Consider the following 20,490-nt stretch of genomic DNA (forward strand, 5'->3'; position numbering starts at 1 on the left):
TCTCCTTGTTATATCGAGTAAGAGGGTGTCCCAAAAGTAACGGGGCACCTTTTCTTATCACTATATATACGCACGAAACACTTTCGTAAAACTATATATTGTATCTTCCTTGAAGAAAGGCGACCTTTTGAGACAGCCTCTTTTTAATTTAGGATAAAAGAGCGAGCTTTTCCTACGTCGGATTAGCTATCGCTTCTTCTTGCTTTTCTTCTGCCTGCTGGTATTTTTCGAATATGGCGGTTAACGGGCAAAAACGGGTAATTCCTTCCGCTACTTTCATGGCTGCTAGCATCGCTACCATAAGGTATGAATCACGCCACGGGCGTTTTACCATTTTCGCTGTCGCCCAAGCAAGCAATGTCAGGCCGCACGTAATCCGAATCAAGGCATTTCCGATTCCAATATTCACCTTCATCTTCTTTCCCTCCTCATTTTTTGTTTGTGAAAATGACTTTAATGCGGTAAAATGGTTACATGGTACAATTTAGGAAAAAAAGGAACGGGGATGGACATGGCTGAACAACGATATCGCTGGAAAAGTGAGCAGCTTCGCGAACAACTAGCGATTATTGATGGAAAACGATCGCCGACGAAGTTGCTGACGAACGCTACGTATTTGCACGCTTATTTGCGCCAATGGAAAACCGGGAACATTTGGATTTATCAAGACCGCATCGTTTACGTCGGTGAGCGGCTGCCGAGCAATCTTGAACAATGTGAAGTGATCGATTGCAGCGGCTATTATTTAGTCCCGGGCTATATTGAGCCACATGCGCATCCATTTCAGTTATATAATCCCCAGACGTTTGCGGAATATGCAGCGAAGTGGGGAACGACGACGATCATCAATGATAATTTAGTACTAGCTTTGCAATCGCCTAAAAAGAAAGCGTTTTCTTTTTTACGCGATGTCGAAGCGTTTCCAGTGACGATGTATTGGTGGTGCCGCTTTGATGGACAAACAGAGCTTGAAAAAGAGGAAGAGCGGTTTTCTTATGCGACCATTAAAGAATGGTTAAAACAAAAGTCCGTCGTGCAAGGGGGCGAATTGACAGGATGGCCAAGACTTCTCGCAGGTGATGATGTGATGCTTCATTGGATTCAAGAAGCAAAGCAAATGAAAAAGCAAATTGAAGGCCATTTTCCTGGCGCGTCAGAGAAAACGCTTACAAAAATGATGCTTATCGGCGCGGACTGCGACCATGAGGCGATGACGGGAAAAGAAGTATACAACCGGCTGTTGCACGGATACACCGTGTCGCTCCGCTATTCATCGATTTGCCCGGACTTACCGGTTTTGCTTGAAGAAATGAAAGCGCTAGGCATCGAGCAATACGACCGTCTTATTTTTACAACCGATGGATCGCCGCCGTCGTTTTACGAGCAAGGCTTAATCGATCAAATGATTCGAATCGCCATGGAAAAAGGGGTGCCGATCATTGATGCCTACCAGATGGCAACCGTTAATGTCGCCCGCCATTACCAGATGGAGCATTTGCACGGCTCCATTACGACAGGGCGAATCGCGCATATCAATTTTTTACGGGCGCCAGATGATCCAACGCCAGTTAGCGTGCTGGCGAAAGGGCAATGGGTGAAGCGGGACGGCGTATGTGAACAACGGTTCCCGGCGCTCGACTGGGAAGCTTACGGCATGGCACCGCTGCGCTTGACGTGGCAACTCTCGCCTGATGATTTGCAATTTTCGATGCCGTTAGGAATGTATATGGAAAACTCGGTCATTATGCGTCCGTACTCCATTTCCATCGATACGTCGCACGATGAACTGTCGACCAACCATGATGAAAGCTTTTTAATGCTTATCGACCGCAATGGAAAATGGCGCGTCAATACGGTTGTTAAAGGGTTTGCTACTCATGTAAAAGGATTGGCTAGTTCGTATTCCAATACAGGCGATTTGTTGTTAGTTGGCAAGAGCAAACACGATATGTTGTTAGCATTTCAGCGCATGAACGAAATTGGCGGAGGAATTGTGCTTGCGGAAAACAGGAAAATCATTCACGAAATTCCGCTGCCGCTTGGCGGAATGATGTCGATGAAACATGTAGAGGCGCTTATTGCGGAAGAAAAACGATTGAAAGAACTGTTGAAAGAAAGAGGCTATTCCTTTGTTGATCCGATTTATTCGCTTTTGTTTTTCCAATCAACCCATTTGCCGTATATTCGGATTACGCAAAAAGGAATTTATGATGTGATGAACAAAACGATACTCTTTCCGTCGATAATGCGTTAAAATATAAAAGAAAAAGGTTGTGTTTGCATTGAAGCGGTTCGTTATTGCGATAAGTGGTGCGTGCCTTTTATTTAGCGGCTGTGCGAAAAAAGAACAAACGAGAAACACTCCTCCGATCGGTGAGGCGCCTAAACAAGTGGAAGAGAGCACGCCGCAACCATCCTTTGTGTTTCCGTTGACGGGGATGCCTGCGGAAACAAAACCGGATCATCGCGCAGTGGCGGTAATGATTAACAACCATCCGAAAGCGAGGCCGCAATCGGGGTTGCCGAAAGCGGATATTGTGTATGAAGTATTAGCCGAAGGGGATTTGACGCGTTTTTTAGCGATTTTTCAAAGCGAATTTCCGGAGAAGGTCGGTCCGGTTCGCAGCGCTCGCGATTACTACATTGAATTAAGTAAAGGGTTCAATGCTTTGTACATTTGCCACGGCTGGAGTCCAGAGGCGAAAAAGATGCTAGAGTCCGGAGCGGCTGATTATTTGAACGGATTATTTTATGATGGGACGCTGTTTAAACGCGCTTCGTTCCGCAAAGCGCCCCACAATTCGTATATTACGTTTTCGAACATTGAAAAAGGGGCAACAGAAAAAGGATATGCGCTGCAAGAAGAGATCGAGCCGTTGCCGTTTTTCGCAAACGAGTCAGTCGGCAAGCCAGCTGAGCAGGTGGAGATTGCGTATTCTCGCCAAGCATATGCCCACGTTCAATATAAGTACATTCCAGAGAAAAAGGGGTATTTCCGTTATAGCGCAGGCGAGCAGACGGTCGATTATGATACGCATGAGCCTGTGTTGGTACAAAACGTCTTCGTCGTCGCAGCGAAGCATACGATTGCGGACAGCTACGGTCGCCGCGATATCGATTTAACGTCGGGCGGGAACGGCTATTTGTTTCAGAATGGAACGGTGCGGCCTGTCGAATGGAAAAATGTCAACGGCCGTCTGTTGCCGTATGAAAACGGGGTACCGGTCGGATTTGTACCGGGAAAAACGTGGATTAATATCGTGCCACAGCTGGATATTGTGCAATATCATTAATGGAGGGTTGAAAACAGAATGCAAATTGATAAACTGAGAGGCAGAGAAGTCGATCAATTATTTAAGGCGATTCTTTCACTTCGTGATTTAGAAGAATGTTACCGTTTTTTTGATGATTTATGTACGGTCAACGAAATTCAGTCGCTTGCCCAACGTCTAGAAGTAGCGCGTATGCTTCGCGAAGGGTATACGTACCATAAAATTGAAACGGAAACAGGTGCGAGCACGGCGACGATTTCACGCGTTAAACGTTGTTTAAATTACGGAAACGATGCATACGAGATGGCGCTTGAGCGCATTAAAGAACAAGCGAACGATTCGAAAGAGACGAATCACGTATAGCAAGGAGCATTCTTAGCGAGTGCTCCTTTTCGTTTGGCTGAAAGGAAGAGAGATTTGTTATAATGAAAAGATGGATAGAAATGATGGAGGGTTTCGTATGTACGATGTTCGAAAATGGCGTCATGTGTTTAAACTAGATCCGAATAAAGAGATTAGCGATGAAGCGTTGGAGCTTATTTGCGAATCGGGGACGGACGCTATCATCGTTGGCGGAACGGATGGAGTGACGCTCGAAAACGTGCTGGAGTTAATGGCGCGAATTCGTCGCTTTTCCGTTCCGTGCGTATTGGAAATATCGAATGTGGAGGCGGTTACGCCAGGGTTTGATTTTTATTTTATTCCGATGGTGTTAAATAGCCGGCAGACGAAATGGCTGATTGAGCTGCATCACGAAGCGATGAAACAATTTGGTGAGCTCATGAATTGGGATGAAATCATGATGGAAGGGTATTGCATTTTAAATCCGGAATGCAAAGCCGCAGTGTTGACGGAGGCGAACGCTTCTCTTTCCGATGAAGATGTCGTTGCCTATGCCCGCATCGCCGAAAACATGTACAATCTGCCGATTTTTTATTTAGAGTATAGCGGAATGTACGGAAACGTACAAACGGTGCAACGCGTGAAACGTGTGTTGCGCGATACGCAGCTCTTTTACGGCGGTGGCATCGAAACGGCCGAGCAGGCGAAAGAAATGGCGCAATATGCGGATACGATCGTCGTCGGCAATGCGGTGTACGATGATTTACGACAAGCGCTCGAAACAGTGAAAGCCGTGAAGGAGAGCGTTGTCTGACTGGAAGAAATGTAGTAAAATAGAACAAATGTTTGTATGGTGGTGATCCATTTGAGTTTTTTATCAAATAAACTTCTTGCTAATTTAAATCGCGAGCAGCAGGAAGCGGTGCGAACGACAGAAGGACCGCTTTTGATTATGGCGGGAGCGGGAAGTGGGAAGACGCGTGTGTTAACGCACCGCATTGCGTATTTAATGGCAGAAAAGCATGTGGCGCCGTGGAATATTTTAGCGATTACGTTTACGAATAAAGCGGCTCGTGAGATGAAAGAACGTGTGCAAGCGCTCGTAGGTGGTGCAGCGGAAGATATTTGGATTTCAACGTTTCATTCGATGTGTGTACGCATTTTACGCCGCGATGTGGACCGCATTGGCATTAACCGTAATTTTTCGATTTTAGATACGACCGATCAGCTATCGGTCATCAAACATATTTTAAGCGAGAAAAACATCGATCCGAAAAAATTTGACCCACGCGCTATTTTAGGCACGATCAGCAGCGCAAAAAATGAGTTGCTTTCCCCAGAGCAATTTGCCAAAAAAGCGGGAAGCTATTACGAGAAAATTGCGAGCGACGTTTACACGGAGTATCAACAGCGGCTACTTCGTAACCATTCGCTTGATTTTGACGATTTAATTATGACGACGATTCATTTATTCGAACGCGTACCAGAAGTGCTCGAGTATTACCAATATAAATTTCAATACATTCACATCGATGAATATCAAGATACGAACAAAGCGCAATATCGACTAGTGAAGATGTTGGCGGAAAAGTTGCAAAACATTTGTGTCGTTGGCGATTCTGATCAGTCGATTTATCGTTGGCGTGGCGCAGATATTCAAAACATTTTATCATTCGAAAACGATTATCCGAACGCGAAAGTCATTTTGCTTGAGCAAAACTATCGTTCGACGAAACGGATTTTGCAAGCGGCGAACGAAGTGATCGAAAACAATTACAATCGCAAACCGAAAAAACTATGGACGGAAAATCCGGAAGGGCAAAAAATTGTTTATTATGATGCGATGAGCGAAACGGACGAAGCGCAGTTTGTCGTCGGGAAAATAAAAGAGTACGTCGAATCTGGTAAACGCCGCTATTCTGACTTTGCGGTGTTGTACCGGATGAACGCACAGTCGCGGATTGTGGAGGAAATGTTGCTGAAAGCGAACATTCCGTACAAAATCGTCGGCGGGTTGAAGTTCTATGACCGAAAAGAAATTAAAGATATTTTGGCGTATTTGCGCCTGATTGCCAATCCGAATGATGATATTAGCTTTATCCGAATTATTAACGTGCCGAAACGAGGAATTGGCGCTTCATCGCTCGAGAAAGTTTCCCACTATGCTACAGCGAATGGACTTTCCTTGTTCCAAGCGCTTGGCGAGCTTGAAGAAATCGGACTAAGCGCGCGAATTGCTGCGCCGCTAAACGAATTTCGTCGTCAAATCGAACATTGGGGGCAAATGCAAGAATTTTTATCTGTCACTGAACTCGTCGAAGAAGTATTAGAAAAATCGGGCTACCGCGACATGTTGCGTGCGGAGAAAACGCTGGAAGCGCAAAGCCGCCTCGAAAACATTGACGAGTTTTTATCGGTAACGAAGCATTTTGAAAATGTGAATGAAGACAAATCGCTCATCGCTTTTTTAACGGACTTGGCGTTAGTGTCCGACATCGACCAACTGAATGCGCCGGAGGAAAAAGGAAGCGAGGCTGTCGTGTTGATGACACTTCATTCAGCGAAAGGATTAGAGTTTCCAGTTGTCTTTTTAATCGGCATGGAAGAAGGGATTTTCCCGCATAGCCGCTCGCTTGACAATGAAGAAGAAATGGAAGAAGAACGCCGTCTCGCGTATGTCGGTATTACACGTGCAGAAGAAGAACTGTTTCTAACGAGCGCTCAAATGCGGACGTTGTTTGGTAGAACAGCGATGAACCCACTATCTCGCTTTGTTGTCGAAATTCCTGATGAACTCGTCGAACAAGTGCATAAAAAAGCATGGACACCAAAAGTGGCGACCGCACGAACGGCTACAGCCATAGCGAAAGAGTGGAAAGTAGGCGACAAAGTGGAACATAAAAAATGGGGAGTTGGCACGATTGTCAGTGTACGTGGGGAAGGTGATGACCTCGAGCTGGATGTTGCCTTCCAACGCCCGACCGGCATTAAACGTCTATTAGCCCAATTTGCCCCGATTACAAAAGTGTGAGGTGGAATAACAAATGGCGATGGAACGTATAGAGGAACTGCGCCGCCTGTTAAATCAATATAACTACGAATATTACGTGCTCGATCGTCCATCTGTATCGGATGCGGAATATGACCGGTTGATGCAAGAACTAATTGCGCTAGAGGAACAGTATCCCGAATTCAAAACGAAAGACTCCCCTTCCCAGCGCGTCGGCGGACAAGCGTTAGATGCGTTTCAAAAAGTCGAGCATCGCGTGCCGATGTTAAGCCTTGCGAACGCGTTTAACGAAGGGGATTTGCGCGATTTTGACCGCCGCGTTCGCCAAGAAGTAGGCGACGTCGCGTACGTTTGCGAACTGAAAATTGACGGACTGGCCGTATCGGTGCGGTATGAAGATGGTTTTTTTGTCCAAGGAGCGACACGCGGCGACGGCGTAACCGGAGAAGACATTACAGAAAATTTAAAAACGATTCGTTCCCTTCCGCTAAAGCTCGAACAGCCGGTAACGTTAGAAGCCCGCGGCGAAGCGTACATGCCGAAACGGTCATTCGAACGGTTAAATGAGGAGCGTCAAGCGCGCGGCGAAGAGCTGTTTGCGAATCCGCGCAACGCTGCAGCCGGGTCTTTGCGGCAACTGGATCCGAAAGTGGCGGCTTCTCGTCATTTAGATATGTTTGTGTACGGACTAGTGAATGCGGAGGAGCTTGGGATTCGTTCACATAGCGAAGCGCTTGACTACTTGCAGCAACTCGGTTTTAAAACGAATCCGGAACGCCGTCGCTGTGAAACGATCGACGAAGTAGTCGAATTTGTAAACAGCTGGCATGAGAAACGGCCACAACTTCCTTATGAAATTGACGGCATTGTCATTAAAGTCGATTCGTTCAGACAGCAAGAACAGCTTGGCGCGACGGCGAAAAGCCCGCGCTGGGCGATCGCTTATAAATTTCCGGCCGAAGAAGTCGTCACCAAACTGATCGATATTGAATTAAGTGTTGGGCGTACAGGGGTGGTGACACCGACGGCGATTTTAGAGCCGGTGCGCGTCGCCGGAACAATTGTCCAGCGTGCGTCGCTTCATAACGAAGACTTGATCCGCGCGAAAGGCGTTATGATTGGCGATTTTGTCGTTATTAAAAAAGCGGGCGATATTATTCCAGAAGTCGTGAACGCCTTACCGGAACGCCGCACAGGAAGCGAAGTGCCGTTTGTGATGCCGACGCATTGCCCAGAATGTCGCAGCGAACTCGTTCGGTTAGATGGGGAAGTCGCCTTGCGCTGCCTAAATCCGAAATGCCCGGCGCAAATTCGTGAAGGGTTGATTCATTTCGTGTCGCGCCAAGCGATGAATATTGATGGCCTTGGGGAAAAAGTGGTTGCACAGCTGTTTCAAGCAGGGCTTGTTCATGATGTCGCAGATTTATATACGTTAACGAAAGAACAGTTGCTGAAGCTAGAACGAATGGGTGAAAAATCAGCAGCGAACTTGCTTCAGGCGATTGAAGCATCGAAACAAAACTCGTTAGAGCGCCTTTTATTTGGGCTTGGTATTCGCCATGTTGGCGCGAAAGCAGCGAAAATACTGGCGGAACATTTTGAAACGATGGATCGCCTGCAAGCGGCGACAAAAGAAGAATTGACAGCGATTCATGAAATTGGTGAAAAAATGGCGGATTCGCTCGTCACCTATTTTGCGAAACAAGAAGTGAAAGAGCTGTTAAACGAGCTGCGTTCGTATGGAGTCAACATGACATATAAAGGGCAAAAAGCGAGCATTGCAGCAAGCACTTCCTACTTGGCTGGAAAAACGATCGTATTAACGGGAAAGCTAGAAACATTATCGCGCAACGAGGCAAAAGAAAAAATTGAACAGCTTGGCGGTAGCGTCACGAACAGCGTCAGCAAAAACACCGATTTAGTCATTGCCGGTGCTGATGCAGGGTCGAAATTGACAAAAGCGAAGCAACTCAACATTGAAATTTGGGACGAAGTGCGTTTTCTTCAAGAAATCGAGCGGCAGGTGTCAACAACATGAAAAAACTAACGATATTAACGACAGTGCTCACCCTTTTCCTGTCGGCGTGTGTGCCAAAATTTAGCGAGCAAGAAGTCGTGCAAGAAAAAAACAACAAACAACAAAAATCGGTCATTCCAAAATATAATATTTCGGATTCGTATTACCGAATGATTTTGCCATTTACGCCGTCAGAAGCACGTGGGCTAGTGGTTGAAAACTTGAATACGCGCTTAGATGTCGACGAATTTGAAACGGGGTTAATGCGCATCGCACAACAACGGTTTTCGCCGAAAGATTATTTATTTCAAGAGGGCCAGTATTTAGATAAAAAAACGATTAAAAAATGGCTCATGCGCAAAATGACAAAAGCGCAGCTAAAAGAAGAAGGAATGACCGAAGCGGATAATATCGGGCTCAACCCGCTGTTAAGCGAACAAGGTACGAACGAGGAGAAAAATACGAAAAGCCCGATTTATTTGGCCAATATTTTAGAGCATGACTATTTAAGCAAAAATGGCAACGGGAAAGTACAATTAGGTGGGGTTGTTCTCGGCCTTGCCCTCAATTCGGTTCATTATTACCAAACGGAGCAAGGATATCCCCGTGAAGTCGAAATAAGCGACGATGAAATCGAGCGGGAAGGGAAACGTATTGCTGCGGAAGTACTATCCCGCGTCCGTCATATAAAAGGATTGAAAAATGTGCCGATTACGATCGCTTTGTTTAAGCAGCAACCGAGAACATCAATGATCCCTGGACATTTTTTCGCGATGACCAATGTCGATCAAGAAAGCGACACGATTGATCAATGGAAAAAAATTAACGAAGAATATGCGCTCTTTCCGTCCGATGATGCCGAAAAAAACCATCGGGACGATTTAATGAAATTTTTAAACTTTAAGTCCGATGTCGAAGACTTTTTCCCGAACTATACAGGGGTCATTGGCAAGGCATTTTATGTCGATGATCAACTGCAACAGCTGACGATTACGATTCCGATGCAATTTTACGGCAAGGCGGAAGTGATCGCGTTTACGCAATATGTCACAGGGTTAGTGATGGAGAAGTTTCCTGACTATGTCAACGTGAACGTCTATATTTCTTCGGTGGGTGGACCAGAAAGCATTATCGTGCGTCCAGCGAAAGCCGATCAGCCGTTTGTTCATATTTATCAATGATGGCTCCCGATTGAATAAGTGTTGCATGTTCGTTAGAATGGTAAATGTGGGTTGTAAACGTTTTTCATTTTCGTAAAGGGGGTTCACAAATGGTACAACCTTATAAACATGAACCATTTACCGATTTTACAGTAGAAGCGAACAAAAAAGCGTTTGAGGAAGGATTACAAACGGTACAAGCATATCTTGGCCAAGAGTATCCGCTTGTCATTGGCGGAGAACGAATCATGACAGAAGATAAAATTGTTTCGATCAACCCAGCGAATAAAACAGAAGTTGTTGGTCGCGTAGCGAAAGCAAATAAAGACTTAGCGGAAAAAGCGATGCAAGCAGCCGATGCGGCATTCAAATGGTGGAGCAAAACGAAGCCAGAAATGCGTGCGGACATTTTATTCCGCGCCGCTGCCATTGTGCGCCGCCGCAAACATGAGTTTTCTGCGTTGCTTGTAAAAGAAGCAGGTAAGCCATGGAAAGAAGCAGATGCCGATACAGCGGAAGCGATTGACTTTATGGAATATTATGCACGGCAAATGTTGAAATTAAAAGATGGAATCCCAGTCGAAAGCCGCCCGGGAGAAACGAACCGTTTCTTCTACATTCCGCTTGGTGTGGGCGTCGTCATCTCGCCATGGAACTTCCCGTTTGCGATCATGGCTGGAACGACGGTTGCTGCGCTTGTGACAGGAAATACCGTTCTTTTAAAACCAGCGAGCGCAACGCCAGTTATTGCGTATAAATTTGTCGAAGTGTTAGAAGAAGCAGGTCTTCCAGCAGGCGTATTAAACTACATTCCAGGAAGTGGTGCGGAAGTAGGCGATTATTTAGTCGACCATCCGCGCACGCGTTTCATTAGCTTCACAGGCTCGCGCGATGTCGGTATTCGCATTTATGAGCGTGCCGCAAAAGTGCATCCAGGGCAACTTTGGCTCAAGCGCGTCATTGCGGAAATGGGTGGAAAAGACACAATCGTTGTCGACAAAGAAGCGGATTTAGAATTAGCCGCACAATCGATCGTCGCATCGGCATTTGGTTTCTCTGGGCAAAAATGTTCTGCATGCTCGCGTGTCGTTGCGCTTGAAGAAGTATACGACCAAGTATTAAACCGTGTCGTCGAGTTAACGAAGCAATTAAAAGTCGGCAACCCAGAAGAACAAAGCACATTTATGGGACCTGTTATCGACCAATCCGCATACAACAAAATTATGGAATATATCGAAATTGGTAAGCAAGAAGGTAAGCTCATGACAGGCGGCGAAGGGGACGACTCGAAAGGCTTCTTCATTCAGCCAACGGTGTTTGCGGATGTCGATCCGAAAGCGCGCATTATGCAAGAAGAAATTTTCGGCCCAGTTGTTGCGTTTACGAAAGCAAAAGACTTCGATCATGCGCTTGACATTGCAAACAACACAGAATACGGCTTAACAGGCGCCGTCATTTCGAACAACCGCTTTAACTTAGAAAAAGCGCGTGAGGAGTTCCATGTTGGTAACCTTTACTTTAACCGCGGCTGCACAGGAGCGATCGTCGGCTACCATCCGTTCGGCGGCTTTAACATGTCTGGAACAGACTCCAAAGCAGGCGGACCAGACTACTTACTTCTTCATATGCAAGCAAAAACCGTATCAGAAATGTTTTAATGGAACACCCCGCCTAGCATAAAAGGCGGGGTGTTTTTCACATCAAAACAACCGATTTCTCATTTTGAAAAGTTCTCGCTCAGTCATCGTTGTTTTATGAACGGTGAAATCGACGTCAAGTTGGAGGTTGTTAAGACGTTCGTTGAATTGTTCGTAGTGGGAATCGACTTTTTCGCTGAGCATGCGGATTTCTTGCTTCATCGCAGTTATTTCACCGTGCATGCGATGGACGTCCATCGTTAATGATTCGAGTTTAGCGTCTGTTTCCTCTTGGCGATGGAGTAGAGCATTGACTAGGTCGTAAAGCTCTTTTTGTCCATTTTTTAATGCTTCCTGTTCTTCGCGAATAAGTTTTAGCTCTTCTCGGAAGGTCTTCTGTTCTTCTCGAATGGCTTTTTGTTCTTCTCGAATGGCTTTTTGTTCTTCTCGAATGGCTTTTTGTTCTTCTCGAATGGCTTTTTGTTCTTCTCGAATGGCTTTTTGTTCTTCGCGAATGTCCTGCAATTCTTTTTGGATGTCTGTGACGACGTGTAAAATTTTCTCCAACAATTGCTCGCTCATCTTCTCACCTCCTTTGCACACAACCATATTATAACATCGTTCGACAAAAAAGAGGGATAAAAAAATCCCTCTATGCCTCCACATCAATAAATTGAAACGATGAGACGTCAAATAAGCCTTGGTCGGTTAATTTGAGTTCTGGAATGACTGGCAACGCTAAAAAGGCGAGTGTAATAAATGGGTTAAATTCGTTCGATGCCCCAATGGTCATTAAAGCGTCGTGAATCGTTTGTAGCCGCTCTAATACTTCTTCATAACTTTTAGCTGTCATCAGCCCACCGATTTCAAGTGGCAAGTCTGCCAAAACGCGTCCGTTTTCGACAACGACAAGTCCGCCGTTTATGTTTTTTATTTGTTCAATCGCAACGATGATATCGTCATCGTTCGTTCCGGTAGCGGTGATGTTATGCGAGTCATGGGCAATCGATGAGGCAATCGCTCCTTTTTTCAATTGAAAGCCGTTGACGATGCCAACGCCGACACCGAGACCGCGATGACGTTCGACGACAACAAGTTTCAACAAATCTCGTTCAACGGACGGTTGAAAGACGTCATTTTCGACCTCTACTTGTGTGACGAGTCGTTTTGTATGCAAATGGTTCGGGATAATTTGAATCACATTTGCCGTATTCCCACGTGTAAACGGAATTTGTAAATCCGCATGTGTCACGTTTTTAGCATAAACAGAATGTGTGATCGTTTTTTCAATATGTGCTGCTTTGTCTACTGAAAATCGTGCTTTTCCGTTTTCGGCAACGAGTATGCCATTTTTATAGACGTGCGTAATCGAGAATGACTGTAAATCTTCCACAAACAAAAAGTCGGCATCGTACCCAGGGGCGATGGCGCCTTTCGTGTAAAGGCGATAACATTCTGCTGCATTTAACGTCGCCATTTGAATCGCTGTAATCGGCTCCATGCCTGCTTGAATCGCTAGGCGAATATGATGATCAATACTTCCTTCGGTGACAAGCTCGTCAATATGTTTATCGTCTGTGCAAAATAAAAAGCGGCGGGCGTTATACGTATTGACAGCCGGAAGTAGCTTGTTCAAATCTTTTGCGACCGACCCTTCGCGAATAAGGACGTACATCCCACGGCGAATGCGTTCAAGCGCTTCTGAAACGGTAACACATTCATGATCGGTATGAACCATTGCGCTCCGATATACGTTTATCGCCGTTTCATTAAGACCAGCCAAATGACCATCGATCAGCTTGCCGGCTTGTAATGTGATCGTTAGTTTATCGAGCATTTGTTGTTGTCCGTGCAAAAGCGCTGGATAGTCCATCACTTCCGCAAGTCCGAGCACGCGCGGATGAGAAAGGAACGGTGCTAAATGCTCAGCATGCAATGTTGCACCAGCATGTTCAAAAGCGGTCGCCGGCACGCACGATGGCAACATGACATATACATCGAGCGGAATGTGCTCAGAATCATTAAGCATGAACTCGATTCCTTCCGTTCCAGCAACGTTTGCAATTTCGTGCGGATCGGTAATGACTGTCGTTACGCCATGCGGAACGACGACGCGGGAAAATTCACTCGGTGTGACCATCGATGATTCGATATGAACGTGTCCATCAATAAGCCCAGGGCATACGTATTTTCCTTGTGCGTCAATGATCGTATGACCGTCATATGCACCGATACCGACGATTTTTCCATCTGCAATCGCGATATCCGCCTGTATGATTTCATGCGTAAATACGTTAACAATTTTTCCATTTTTGACGACAACATCGGCTAGTTGCCGTTTGGAAGCTACCGCAAGCTGTTTCATCGTTTGCTCCTCCTCTTTTTCCACTCGATACGAGGAGTATCCCTCGTAGTCAAACGATTTACGGTCGTTTGGTAGAAACTTTCGAACCATATTCCCGAAATTATACGAGTTGTTAGTGAACGAAATTTTTTTCATTGTATGCTTACAGGAGCGTTTCGTCAAACATTTTTCAACTCGTTCATGGCAAATGTTGCTTCATTCAACGAAAGTTTGGTATCATCATAGTATTGCAAAGGTCGACAATATCGGAGGTGAGAGGAATGTCAAGAATTTCAATCGAGCAAGTGAAACACGTGGCGCATTTAGCGCGATTAGCGATCACGGAAGAAGAGGCAGAAATGTTCACGAAACAACTAGATGCAATTATTACATTCGCAGAGCAGCTCAATGAACTCGACACTGAAAACGTGCCGCCGACTTCACATGTATTAAACATGAAAAATGTCATGCGCGACGATGTGCCAACAGCGGGGCTTCCGCTAGAAGACGTCTTGAAAAACGCACCAGACCAACAAGACGGTCAGTTCCGCGTACCAGCGATTTTAGAATAAGGGGGGAAAACTATGGCACTGTTTGATTATAAACTATCGGAATTACACGGGATGTTACATAAAAAGGAAATCTCCGTATCCGATTTAGTGGACGAATCATTTAAACGGATCGCGGAAGTAGACGAAAAAGTACAAGCGTTTTTAACGTTAAACGAAGAGCAAGCGCGCGCGAAAGCGAAAGAATTAGATGAAAAGTTAGCGACTGAAACCGAATTCGGCTTGTTGTTTGGCATGCCGATCGGCATTAAAGATAACATTGTGACAAAAGGGCTGCGCACGACATGCGCAAGCAAAATTCTTTATAACTTTGACCCGATTTATGACGCGACGGTAATGGAGCGGCTGCATGAAGCGGACGCGATTACGATTGGGAAGTTGAACATGGATGAGTTTGCGATGGGGTCTTCGACAGAAAACTCTGGATTTCAACTAACGCGCAATCCGTGGGATTTAGAGCGTGTACCGGGCGGCTCTAGCGGCGGTTCAGCGGCGGCGGTGGCGGCAGGCGAAGTGCCGTTTGCGCTCGGGTCAGACACGGGCGGCTCGATTCGTCAACCAGCTGCGTTTTGCGGTGTCGTTGGCTTAAAACCGACGTATGGCCGTGTATCGCGCTATGGGCTTGTCGCATTTGCCTCCTCGCTTGACCAAATTGGGCCGATTACGCGTACCGTTGAAGATAACGCCTACTTACTACAAGCCATTTCTGGCTTAGATCCGATGGATTCGACATCGGCAAACGTCGACGTTCCGGATTATGTGTCCGCATTAACAGGCGACATTCAAGGATTGAAAATCGCTGTGCCAAAAGAATATTTAGGTGAAGGTGTATCGGAAGAAGTGCGCCAATCGGTGCTTGATGCCCTAAAAGTATTAGAAAGCTTAGGCGCAACGTGGGAAGAAGTATCGCTTCCTCATTCGAAATACGCGCTTGCGACGTATTATTTATTAGCGTCTTCAGAAGCATCTGCGAACCTTGCCCGCTTTGACGGTGTTCGCTATGGCTATCGGACAGATAATGCGAAAAACTTGATTGACATGTATAAACAAACGCGCAGCGAAGGGTTCGGTAACGAAGTGAAACGCCGCATTATGCTTGGAACGTTTGCGTTAAGCTCTGGCTACTATGATGCATATTACAAAAAAGCACAAAAAGTGCGGACGCTCATTAAACGTGACTTTGAAAATGTTTTTGAAAAATATGACGTCATTATCGGGCCGACAACACCAACGCCAGCGTTTAAAATTGGTGAAAAAACGAGCGATCCATTAACGATGTACGCAAACGACATTTTAACGATCCCAGTAAACCTTGCCGGTGTTCCAGGTATTTCGATTCCATGCGGATTTGTCGACGGGCTTCCGGTTGGTTTGCAAATTATCGGCAAACATTTCGATGAAAGCACGATTTACCGTGTAGCTCATGCGTTCGAGCAAGCGACAAACTATCATAAACAAAAACCGACATTGTAAGGGGGGAGATCACGATGAATTTTGAAATCGTCATCGGACTTGAAGTCCACGTTGAGCTGAAAACAAAATCGAAAATTTTCTCAAGCAGCCCAAACGCATTCGGAGCGCCCCCAAACACACAAACGAGCGTCATTGACTTAGGGTATCCAGGCGTTCTTCCGGTGTTGAACAAACAAGCGGTCGAATTTGCGATGAAAGCAGCAATGGCGTTAAACTGCGAAATCGCCACAGAAACGAAATTTGACCGAAAAAATTATTTTTATCCGGACAACCCGAAAGCGTACCAAATCTCACAATACGACCAACCAATCGGCCAAAACGGTTGGATTGAAATTGAAGTGAACGGCAAAAAGAAAAAAATCGGCATTACGCGTATTCATTTAGAAGAAGATGCCGGAAAACTGACGCATACAGGCGATGGCTATTCGTTAGTCGATTTCAACCGTCAAGGCACGCCGCTCATTGAAATTGTATCGGAACCGGACATTCGCTCACCAGAAGAAGCGTATGCGTATTTAGAAAAATTAAAGTCGATCATTCAATATACAGGCGTATCGGATTGCAAAATGGAAGAAGGCTCGCTTCGTTGTGACGCAAACATTTCCCTTCGCCCAATCGGTTCAGACAAGTTCGGCACGAAAACAGAATTGAAAAACTTAAACTCGTTTAACTTCGTTCGTCAAGGACTTGAGTACGAAGCGAAACGCCAAGAGAAAATTTTACTTTCTGGCGGTGTGATCCAGCAAGAAACACGCCGTTTTGATGAAGCGACAAAAACAACGATTTTAATGCGCACAAAAGAAGGTTCGGAAGACTATCGTTACTTCCCGGAACCAGATTTAGTGATGCTCTATATCGATGAGGAATGGAAAGAACGCGTTCGCGCTTCTATCCCAGAGCTTCCAGACGCGCGGCAAAAACGATACGTAGAAGAACTCGGCTTGCCGGAGTATGATGCGAAAGTGTTAACACTCACAAAAGAAATGGCGGATTTCTTTGAAGCAACGGTTGCAAATGGAGCGGATCCGAAGCTTGCATCGAACTGGCTGATGGTTGAAGTATCTGCTTATTTAAACGCAGAACAAAAAGAATTGCACGACATTGCTTTAACACCAGAAAGTCTTGCAGGCATGATTAAACTTATTCAAAACGGTACAATTTCGTCAAAAATTGCGAAGAAAATCTTTAAAGAACTTGTGGAAAAAGGCGGCGATCCAGAGCAAATCGTCAAACAACAAGGGCTTGTGCAAATTTCTGACGAAGCAACGTTGCGCAAAATTGTGTTAGAAGTGCTCGACGCGAATCCGCAATCGGTCGAAGACTTCAAAAACGGAAAAGACCGCGCGATCGGCTTCTTAGTCGGCCAAATTATGAAAGCGACAAAAGGACAAGCCAACCCACCGCTTGTGAATAAGCTGTTAGTAGAGGAAATTGGAAAACGATAATGAAACAATAGGAGGCCTGCCCACCGGCAGGCTCTGTTTTCAATAAAAATTTTTGCACTATTAAAAAAATAAAATTGACAAACGTTGTGATCGAATGATAGATTTTTTATAAGAAAAAACCAATTGATTTAGTAGGATATGAAATCTCGAAGGGGCAAAGAGGGGAGAGGAAACGATGAGCAATGAACAAACCTTCCGCCCGGAGAAGCTCGCCATCCACGCCGGGCAAAAACCGGATGCGTAAACGGGCGCGCGGGTGGTGCCGATTTACCAAACAAGTTCATATGTGTTCCGCGACAGCGAGCATGCGGCCAATTTGTTTGGTTTGAAAGAGGAAGGTTTTATTTATACGCGCATTATGAACCCAACGAACGATGTGCCTGAAAAACGGATCGCGGCGCTTGAAGGCGGGATCGGGGCGCTTGCGCTCTCATCGGGACAGGCGGCGGTGTTTTATTCGATCATCAACATCGCCTCGGCGGGCGATGAAATCGTCTCGTCCTCGTCCATTTACGGCGGCACGTACAACTTGTTCGCCCATACGCTGCGCAAGTTTGGCATTACGGTGAAGTTTGTCGATCCGTCCGATCCGGAAAACTTTGAGCGGGCGATCACCGACAAAACGAAAGCCTTGTTTGCGGAAACGATCGGCAACCCGAAAAACGATGTGCTCGACATCGAAGCGGTCGCCGACATCGCCCATCGCCACGCCATTCCGCTCATTGTCGACAACACGGTGGCCAGTCCATACTTATTGCGGCCGATTGAATTCGGCGCCGATATCGTCGTCCACTCAGCGACGAAGTTCATCGGCGGGCACGGCAATTCGATCGGCGGTGTGATTGTGGACAGCGGCAAGTTTGACTGGAAAGGGAGCGGCAAGTTTCCGGAGTTCACCGAACCTGATCCGAGTTATCATGGTTTGGTGTATGTGGACGCCGTCGGCGAAGCGGCGTACATCACGAAAGCGCGCATCCAGCTCTTGCGCGACTTAGGGGCAGCGCTGTCGCCGTTTAATGCGTTTTTGCTTTTGCAAGGATTAGAGACGCTTCACTTGCGGATGCAGCGTCATAGCGAAAATGCGCTCGCTGTTGCTAAGTTTTTGGAAGAGGAAGAAGCCGTCGAATCCGTCAGCTATCCAGGGCTTCCAAGCCATCCGTCACATGAACTCGCGAAAAAGTATTTGCCAAACGGGCAAGGTGCGATCGTTACGTTTGAAATCAAAGGTGGCGTCGAAGCCGGGAAAAAATTGATCGACTCGGTGAAGCTGTTCTCGCATTTGGCCAACATCGGTGATTCGAAATCGCTCATCATCCACCCAGCCAGCACGACGCACGAGCAGCTGACCCCGGAAGAACAGCTGTCCGCCGGCGTCACCCCAGGCCTTGTGCGTCTGTCTGTCGGCACCGAAGCGATCGACGATATTTTGGACGACTTGCGCCAAGCCATTCGCCAAAGCCAGACGGTGGGGGTGAAGTAGAAGTAGCGAAGCGGATATAGGAAACATTTAGAAAATATAAAGAGTGTCCTAAGCGAAAAAACAGGGCGCTCTTTTTTGATTTGCGGAGCAAACCGTTCTTCTCCTTCCCATTGTTCACGGCTTTCACTTTTGCGCAATTCCGGCACGCAAAGCAGCATCCTGAGAGCTGGCTGGCAACGATCGTGCGGAGGCCAGCGAATACACGACGGGCAGCGGGCATCACCCCCGCTTCCTTGATAGAAACCGCATCGCCTTGGCCCGAGATCTTTCTTACGCGTATGATAGCATTTAAGTTGCATATAGTGATGCTAGTTGAACGCAGCGTTCCACTAGCATCACGGGTCAATGATTTTGTATAAGCATGGATAAAATCTTCTGTTCGAAATTTTTGGCTCTTCACCACAAGTTGTACTTGAGATTTTAAGATAGGTATGCATAGAGAAAATAGAGGGTACAAAAAATGCGAATTTTCCTGTATGGTAAAGGTGACCAAGCCAACCCATTGGAGGAAAATTCGCATGTACGCTCAGTTTATCAAAGAACTCATCGATTTACCAGATGTTTTGATTCAAAAGGTGCGAAAAGAAGAAGAACGTTGGATTTTCGAACTTTCTCCCACCGAACAATGCCCGTTATGTCCTGTCTGCTTGAAGCGTACGATCAAAATGACAGGCAAAAAGAAGCAATGGATGCATGGGTATGCTCAACGGATCGGCATCTTTTGGGTGGAACTCCCTGTGGAGCGTAGACGTTGTGGCACGTGTGGCATGACATTCAGCACTTCTTATCCCGGAATTTCCCCTCGAAGTGTAGCGACGGATGCGTTTCAGCAATGGGCAGCGCAATGTTGCATCGGAACCTCCATTCAGGCGGTGGCTCGAATGCTCCAGCTTCCTTACACGACCGTTGAACGTTGGTTTTATACCCATGCCCCTTCCTTCCTATCGAATGACATCCAACCAAAGGCAGTTTGTGTCGATGAGTTTGCGTTTCGAAAAGGACATGACTACGGAGTGGCGGTCATGGATGCCGAAACGGGAGAAGTGTATGCCATTGAAGCAGGAAAGAACGAGGAAGCCATTGGACGTGCGTTGGCTCATGTGTCTGATTCTGTTCAGTATGTCGTGAGCGATTTGGCTCCAGCGATGAAAAAAGCCATTCAAGGGATGTGTCCGGAAGCGAAGCATGTGGTCGATGATTTTCATGTGATTCAGTTGTTTACAGAAGCGTTGGATCGATGCCGCAAATCCTTAGGAAAAGAGGGCAAGAAACATGGGCATGTTCGGTATGTTTGCCGCTTCTTGACCCAGTGCCCCGAGAAACTCACCGAGGAGGAACGCCAAACGGTGCAGAAGTGGCAGAACGCTTGGATTCATCGATACTTGTTTTGTCCTTGTTCCGCTGTTCGTGCCATCGCAAAAGCACTTGTCAAACGAACAGATGAAATCATTTCATGCATATTGTCTCCTTATTCGAATGGGAAGATGGAGGGAACGAATAACAAGATCAAGCTGATGAAACGTCGGGGATACGGATACCGAAATATCCAGCGTTTTGCACTGCGGGTTCGGCTAGAAACAGCTAACATACTTTCATGACAGGTGCAAGTACATCTTTTGGTGATGAACCAAATATATACCGGCACATTAGAAAAACCTTAGAATTTCAATCTATTCTAAATGTGAAAAAGGAGTTTTTCAGCTTGCTCATTAACTGCTTGGTGAAAAAAGATGGAATCTAT

The 20,490-nt window shown here is 46.2% G+C and carries 15 protein-coding genes, 1 pseudogene and 1 riboswitch; of the genes and pseudogenes, 13 read left to right on the plus strand and 3 right to left on the minus strand.

Features of this window, described 5'->3' with window-relative positions; genetic code table 11:
- Positions 1 to 172: 172 nt before the first annotated feature.
- Positions 173 to 415, minus strand: coding sequence for a YgaP family membrane protein (locus M4I42_RS10200; RefSeq protein ID WP_268852069.1), 243 nt, complete (start codon positions 413 to 415; stop codon positions 173 to 175).
- A gap of 96 nt (positions 416 to 511) precedes the next feature.
- On the opposite strand from M4I42_RS10200, the gene M4I42_RS10205 reads away from it, so the two are divergent.
- From M4I42_RS10205 to pruA, 8 genes are all read left to right on the plus strand, one after another.
- Positions 512 to 2,254, plus strand: a complete 1,743-nt coding sequence (locus M4I42_RS10205) for an adenine deaminase C-terminal domain-containing protein (RefSeq protein WP_268852070.1) — start codon at positions 512 to 514, stop codon at positions 2,252 to 2,254.
- 28 nt (positions 2,255 to 2,282) lie between these two features.
- Positions 2,283 to 3,293 carry a DUF3048 domain-containing protein gene (locus tag M4I42_RS10210; protein WP_268852071.1) on the plus strand — a complete coding sequence of 337 codons (1,011 nt, stop codon included), beginning with the start codon at positions 2,283 to 2,285 and terminating at the stop codon, positions 3,291 to 3,293.
- Between the two features lie 18 nt (positions 3,294 to 3,311).
- Entirely contained in the window at positions 3,312 to 3,635 is a 324-nt protein-coding gene (locus M4I42_RS10215; RefSeq protein ID WP_268852072.1) for a YerC/YecD family TrpR-related protein, read from the plus strand.
- Between the two features lie 97 nt (positions 3,636 to 3,732).
- Positions 3,733 to 4,428, plus strand: a complete 696-nt coding sequence (locus M4I42_RS10220) for a heptaprenylglyceryl phosphate synthase (RefSeq protein ID WP_268852073.1) — start codon at positions 3,733 to 3,735, stop codon at positions 4,426 to 4,428.
- A gap of 51 nt (positions 4,429 to 4,479) precedes the next feature.
- On the plus strand, positions 4,480 to 6,645 hold the full coding sequence (gene pcrA / locus M4I42_RS10225) for a DNA helicase PcrA (RefSeq protein WP_268852074.1): 2,166 nt from the start codon (positions 4,480 to 4,482) through the stop codon (positions 6,643 to 6,645).
- Positions 6,646 to 6,658: 13 nt separating this feature from the next.
- The gene (gene ligA, locus M4I42_RS10230) at positions 6,659 to 8,662 is read left to right on the plus strand and encodes an NAD-dependent DNA ligase LigA (protein ID WP_268852075.1); all 2,004 of its coding nucleotides are present in this window, start codon (positions 6,659 to 6,661) and stop codon (positions 8,660 to 8,662) included.
- Entirely contained in the window at positions 8,659 to 9,822 is a 1,164-nt protein-coding gene (locus tag M4I42_RS10235; protein ID WP_268852076.1) for a CamS family sex pheromone protein, read from the plus strand. The genes ligA and M4I42_RS10235 overlap by 4 nt, the downstream gene beginning before the upstream one ends.
- Before the next feature lie 89 nt (positions 9,823 to 9,911).
- Positions 9,912 to 11,459, plus strand: a complete 1,548-nt coding sequence (gene pruA, locus M4I42_RS10240) for an L-glutamate gamma-semialdehyde dehydrogenase (protein WP_268852077.1) — start codon at positions 9,912 to 9,914, stop codon at positions 11,457 to 11,459.
- Positions 11,460 to 11,501: 42 nt separating this feature from the next.
- On the opposite strand, the gene M4I42_RS10245 is transcribed toward pruA, so the two are convergent.
- Together M4I42_RS10245 and ade are read right to left on the minus strand one after the other, a co-directional pair.
- Positions 11,502 to 12,047: a hypothetical protein gene (locus tag M4I42_RS10245; RefSeq protein ID WP_268852078.1), complete on the minus strand. Its 546-nt coding sequence runs from the start codon at positions 12,045 to 12,047 to the stop codon at positions 11,502 to 11,504.
- A 43-nt stretch (positions 12,048 to 12,090) separates the two neighbouring features.
- A complete protein-coding gene (gene ade, locus M4I42_RS10250; RefSeq protein WP_268852079.1) occupies positions 12,091 to 13,803 on the minus strand; it encodes an adenine deaminase in 1,713 nt (570 codons plus the stop codon).
- 26 nt (positions 13,804 to 13,829) lie between these two features.
- A riboswitch (purine riboswitch) is annotated at positions 13,830 to 13,931 on the minus strand.
- 132 nt (positions 13,932 to 14,063) lie between these two features.
- Between ade and gatC the strand changes: the two genes are divergently transcribed.
- From gatC to M4I42_RS10275, 5 genes and pseudogenes are all read left to right on the plus strand, one after another.
- Complete coding sequence (gatC, locus tag M4I42_RS10255; RefSeq protein ID WP_268852080.1) at positions 14,064 to 14,354, plus strand: Asp-tRNA(Asn)/Glu-tRNA(Gln) amidotransferase subunit GatC; 291 nt, start codon at positions 14,064 to 14,066, stop codon at positions 14,352 to 14,354.
- 12 nt (positions 14,355 to 14,366) lie between these two features.
- Positions 14,367 to 15,824 carry an Asp-tRNA(Asn)/Glu-tRNA(Gln) amidotransferase subunit GatA gene (gene gatA / locus M4I42_RS10260; RefSeq protein ID WP_268852081.1) on the plus strand — a complete coding sequence of 486 codons (1,458 nt, stop codon included), beginning with the start codon at positions 14,367 to 14,369 and terminating at the stop codon, positions 15,822 to 15,824.
- A gap of 14 nt (positions 15,825 to 15,838) precedes the next feature.
- A complete protein-coding gene (gene gatB / locus M4I42_RS10265; RefSeq protein WP_268852082.1) occupies positions 15,839 to 17,269 on the plus strand; it encodes an Asp-tRNA(Asn)/Glu-tRNA(Gln) amidotransferase subunit GatB in 1,431 nt (476 codons plus the stop codon).
- A 175-nt stretch (positions 17,270 to 17,444) separates the two neighbouring features.
- Positions 17,445 to 18,749: pseudogene (locus M4I42_RS10270) on the plus strand (homocysteine synthase).
- A 518-nt stretch (positions 18,750 to 19,267) separates the two neighbouring features.
- The gene (locus M4I42_RS10275) at positions 19,268 to 20,347 is read left to right on the plus strand and encodes an ISL3 family transposase (protein WP_011229794.1); all 1,080 of its coding nucleotides are present in this window, start codon (positions 19,268 to 19,270) and stop codon (positions 20,345 to 20,347) included.
- The last annotated feature ends 143 nt before the right edge of the window (positions 20,348 to 20,490 follow it).

This window comes from Anoxybacillus sp. J5B_2022, from assembly GCF_026847645.1.
In the GTDB taxonomy this organism is placed as follows: Bacteria; Bacillota; Bacilli; order Bacillales; family Anoxybacillaceae; genus Anoxybacteroides.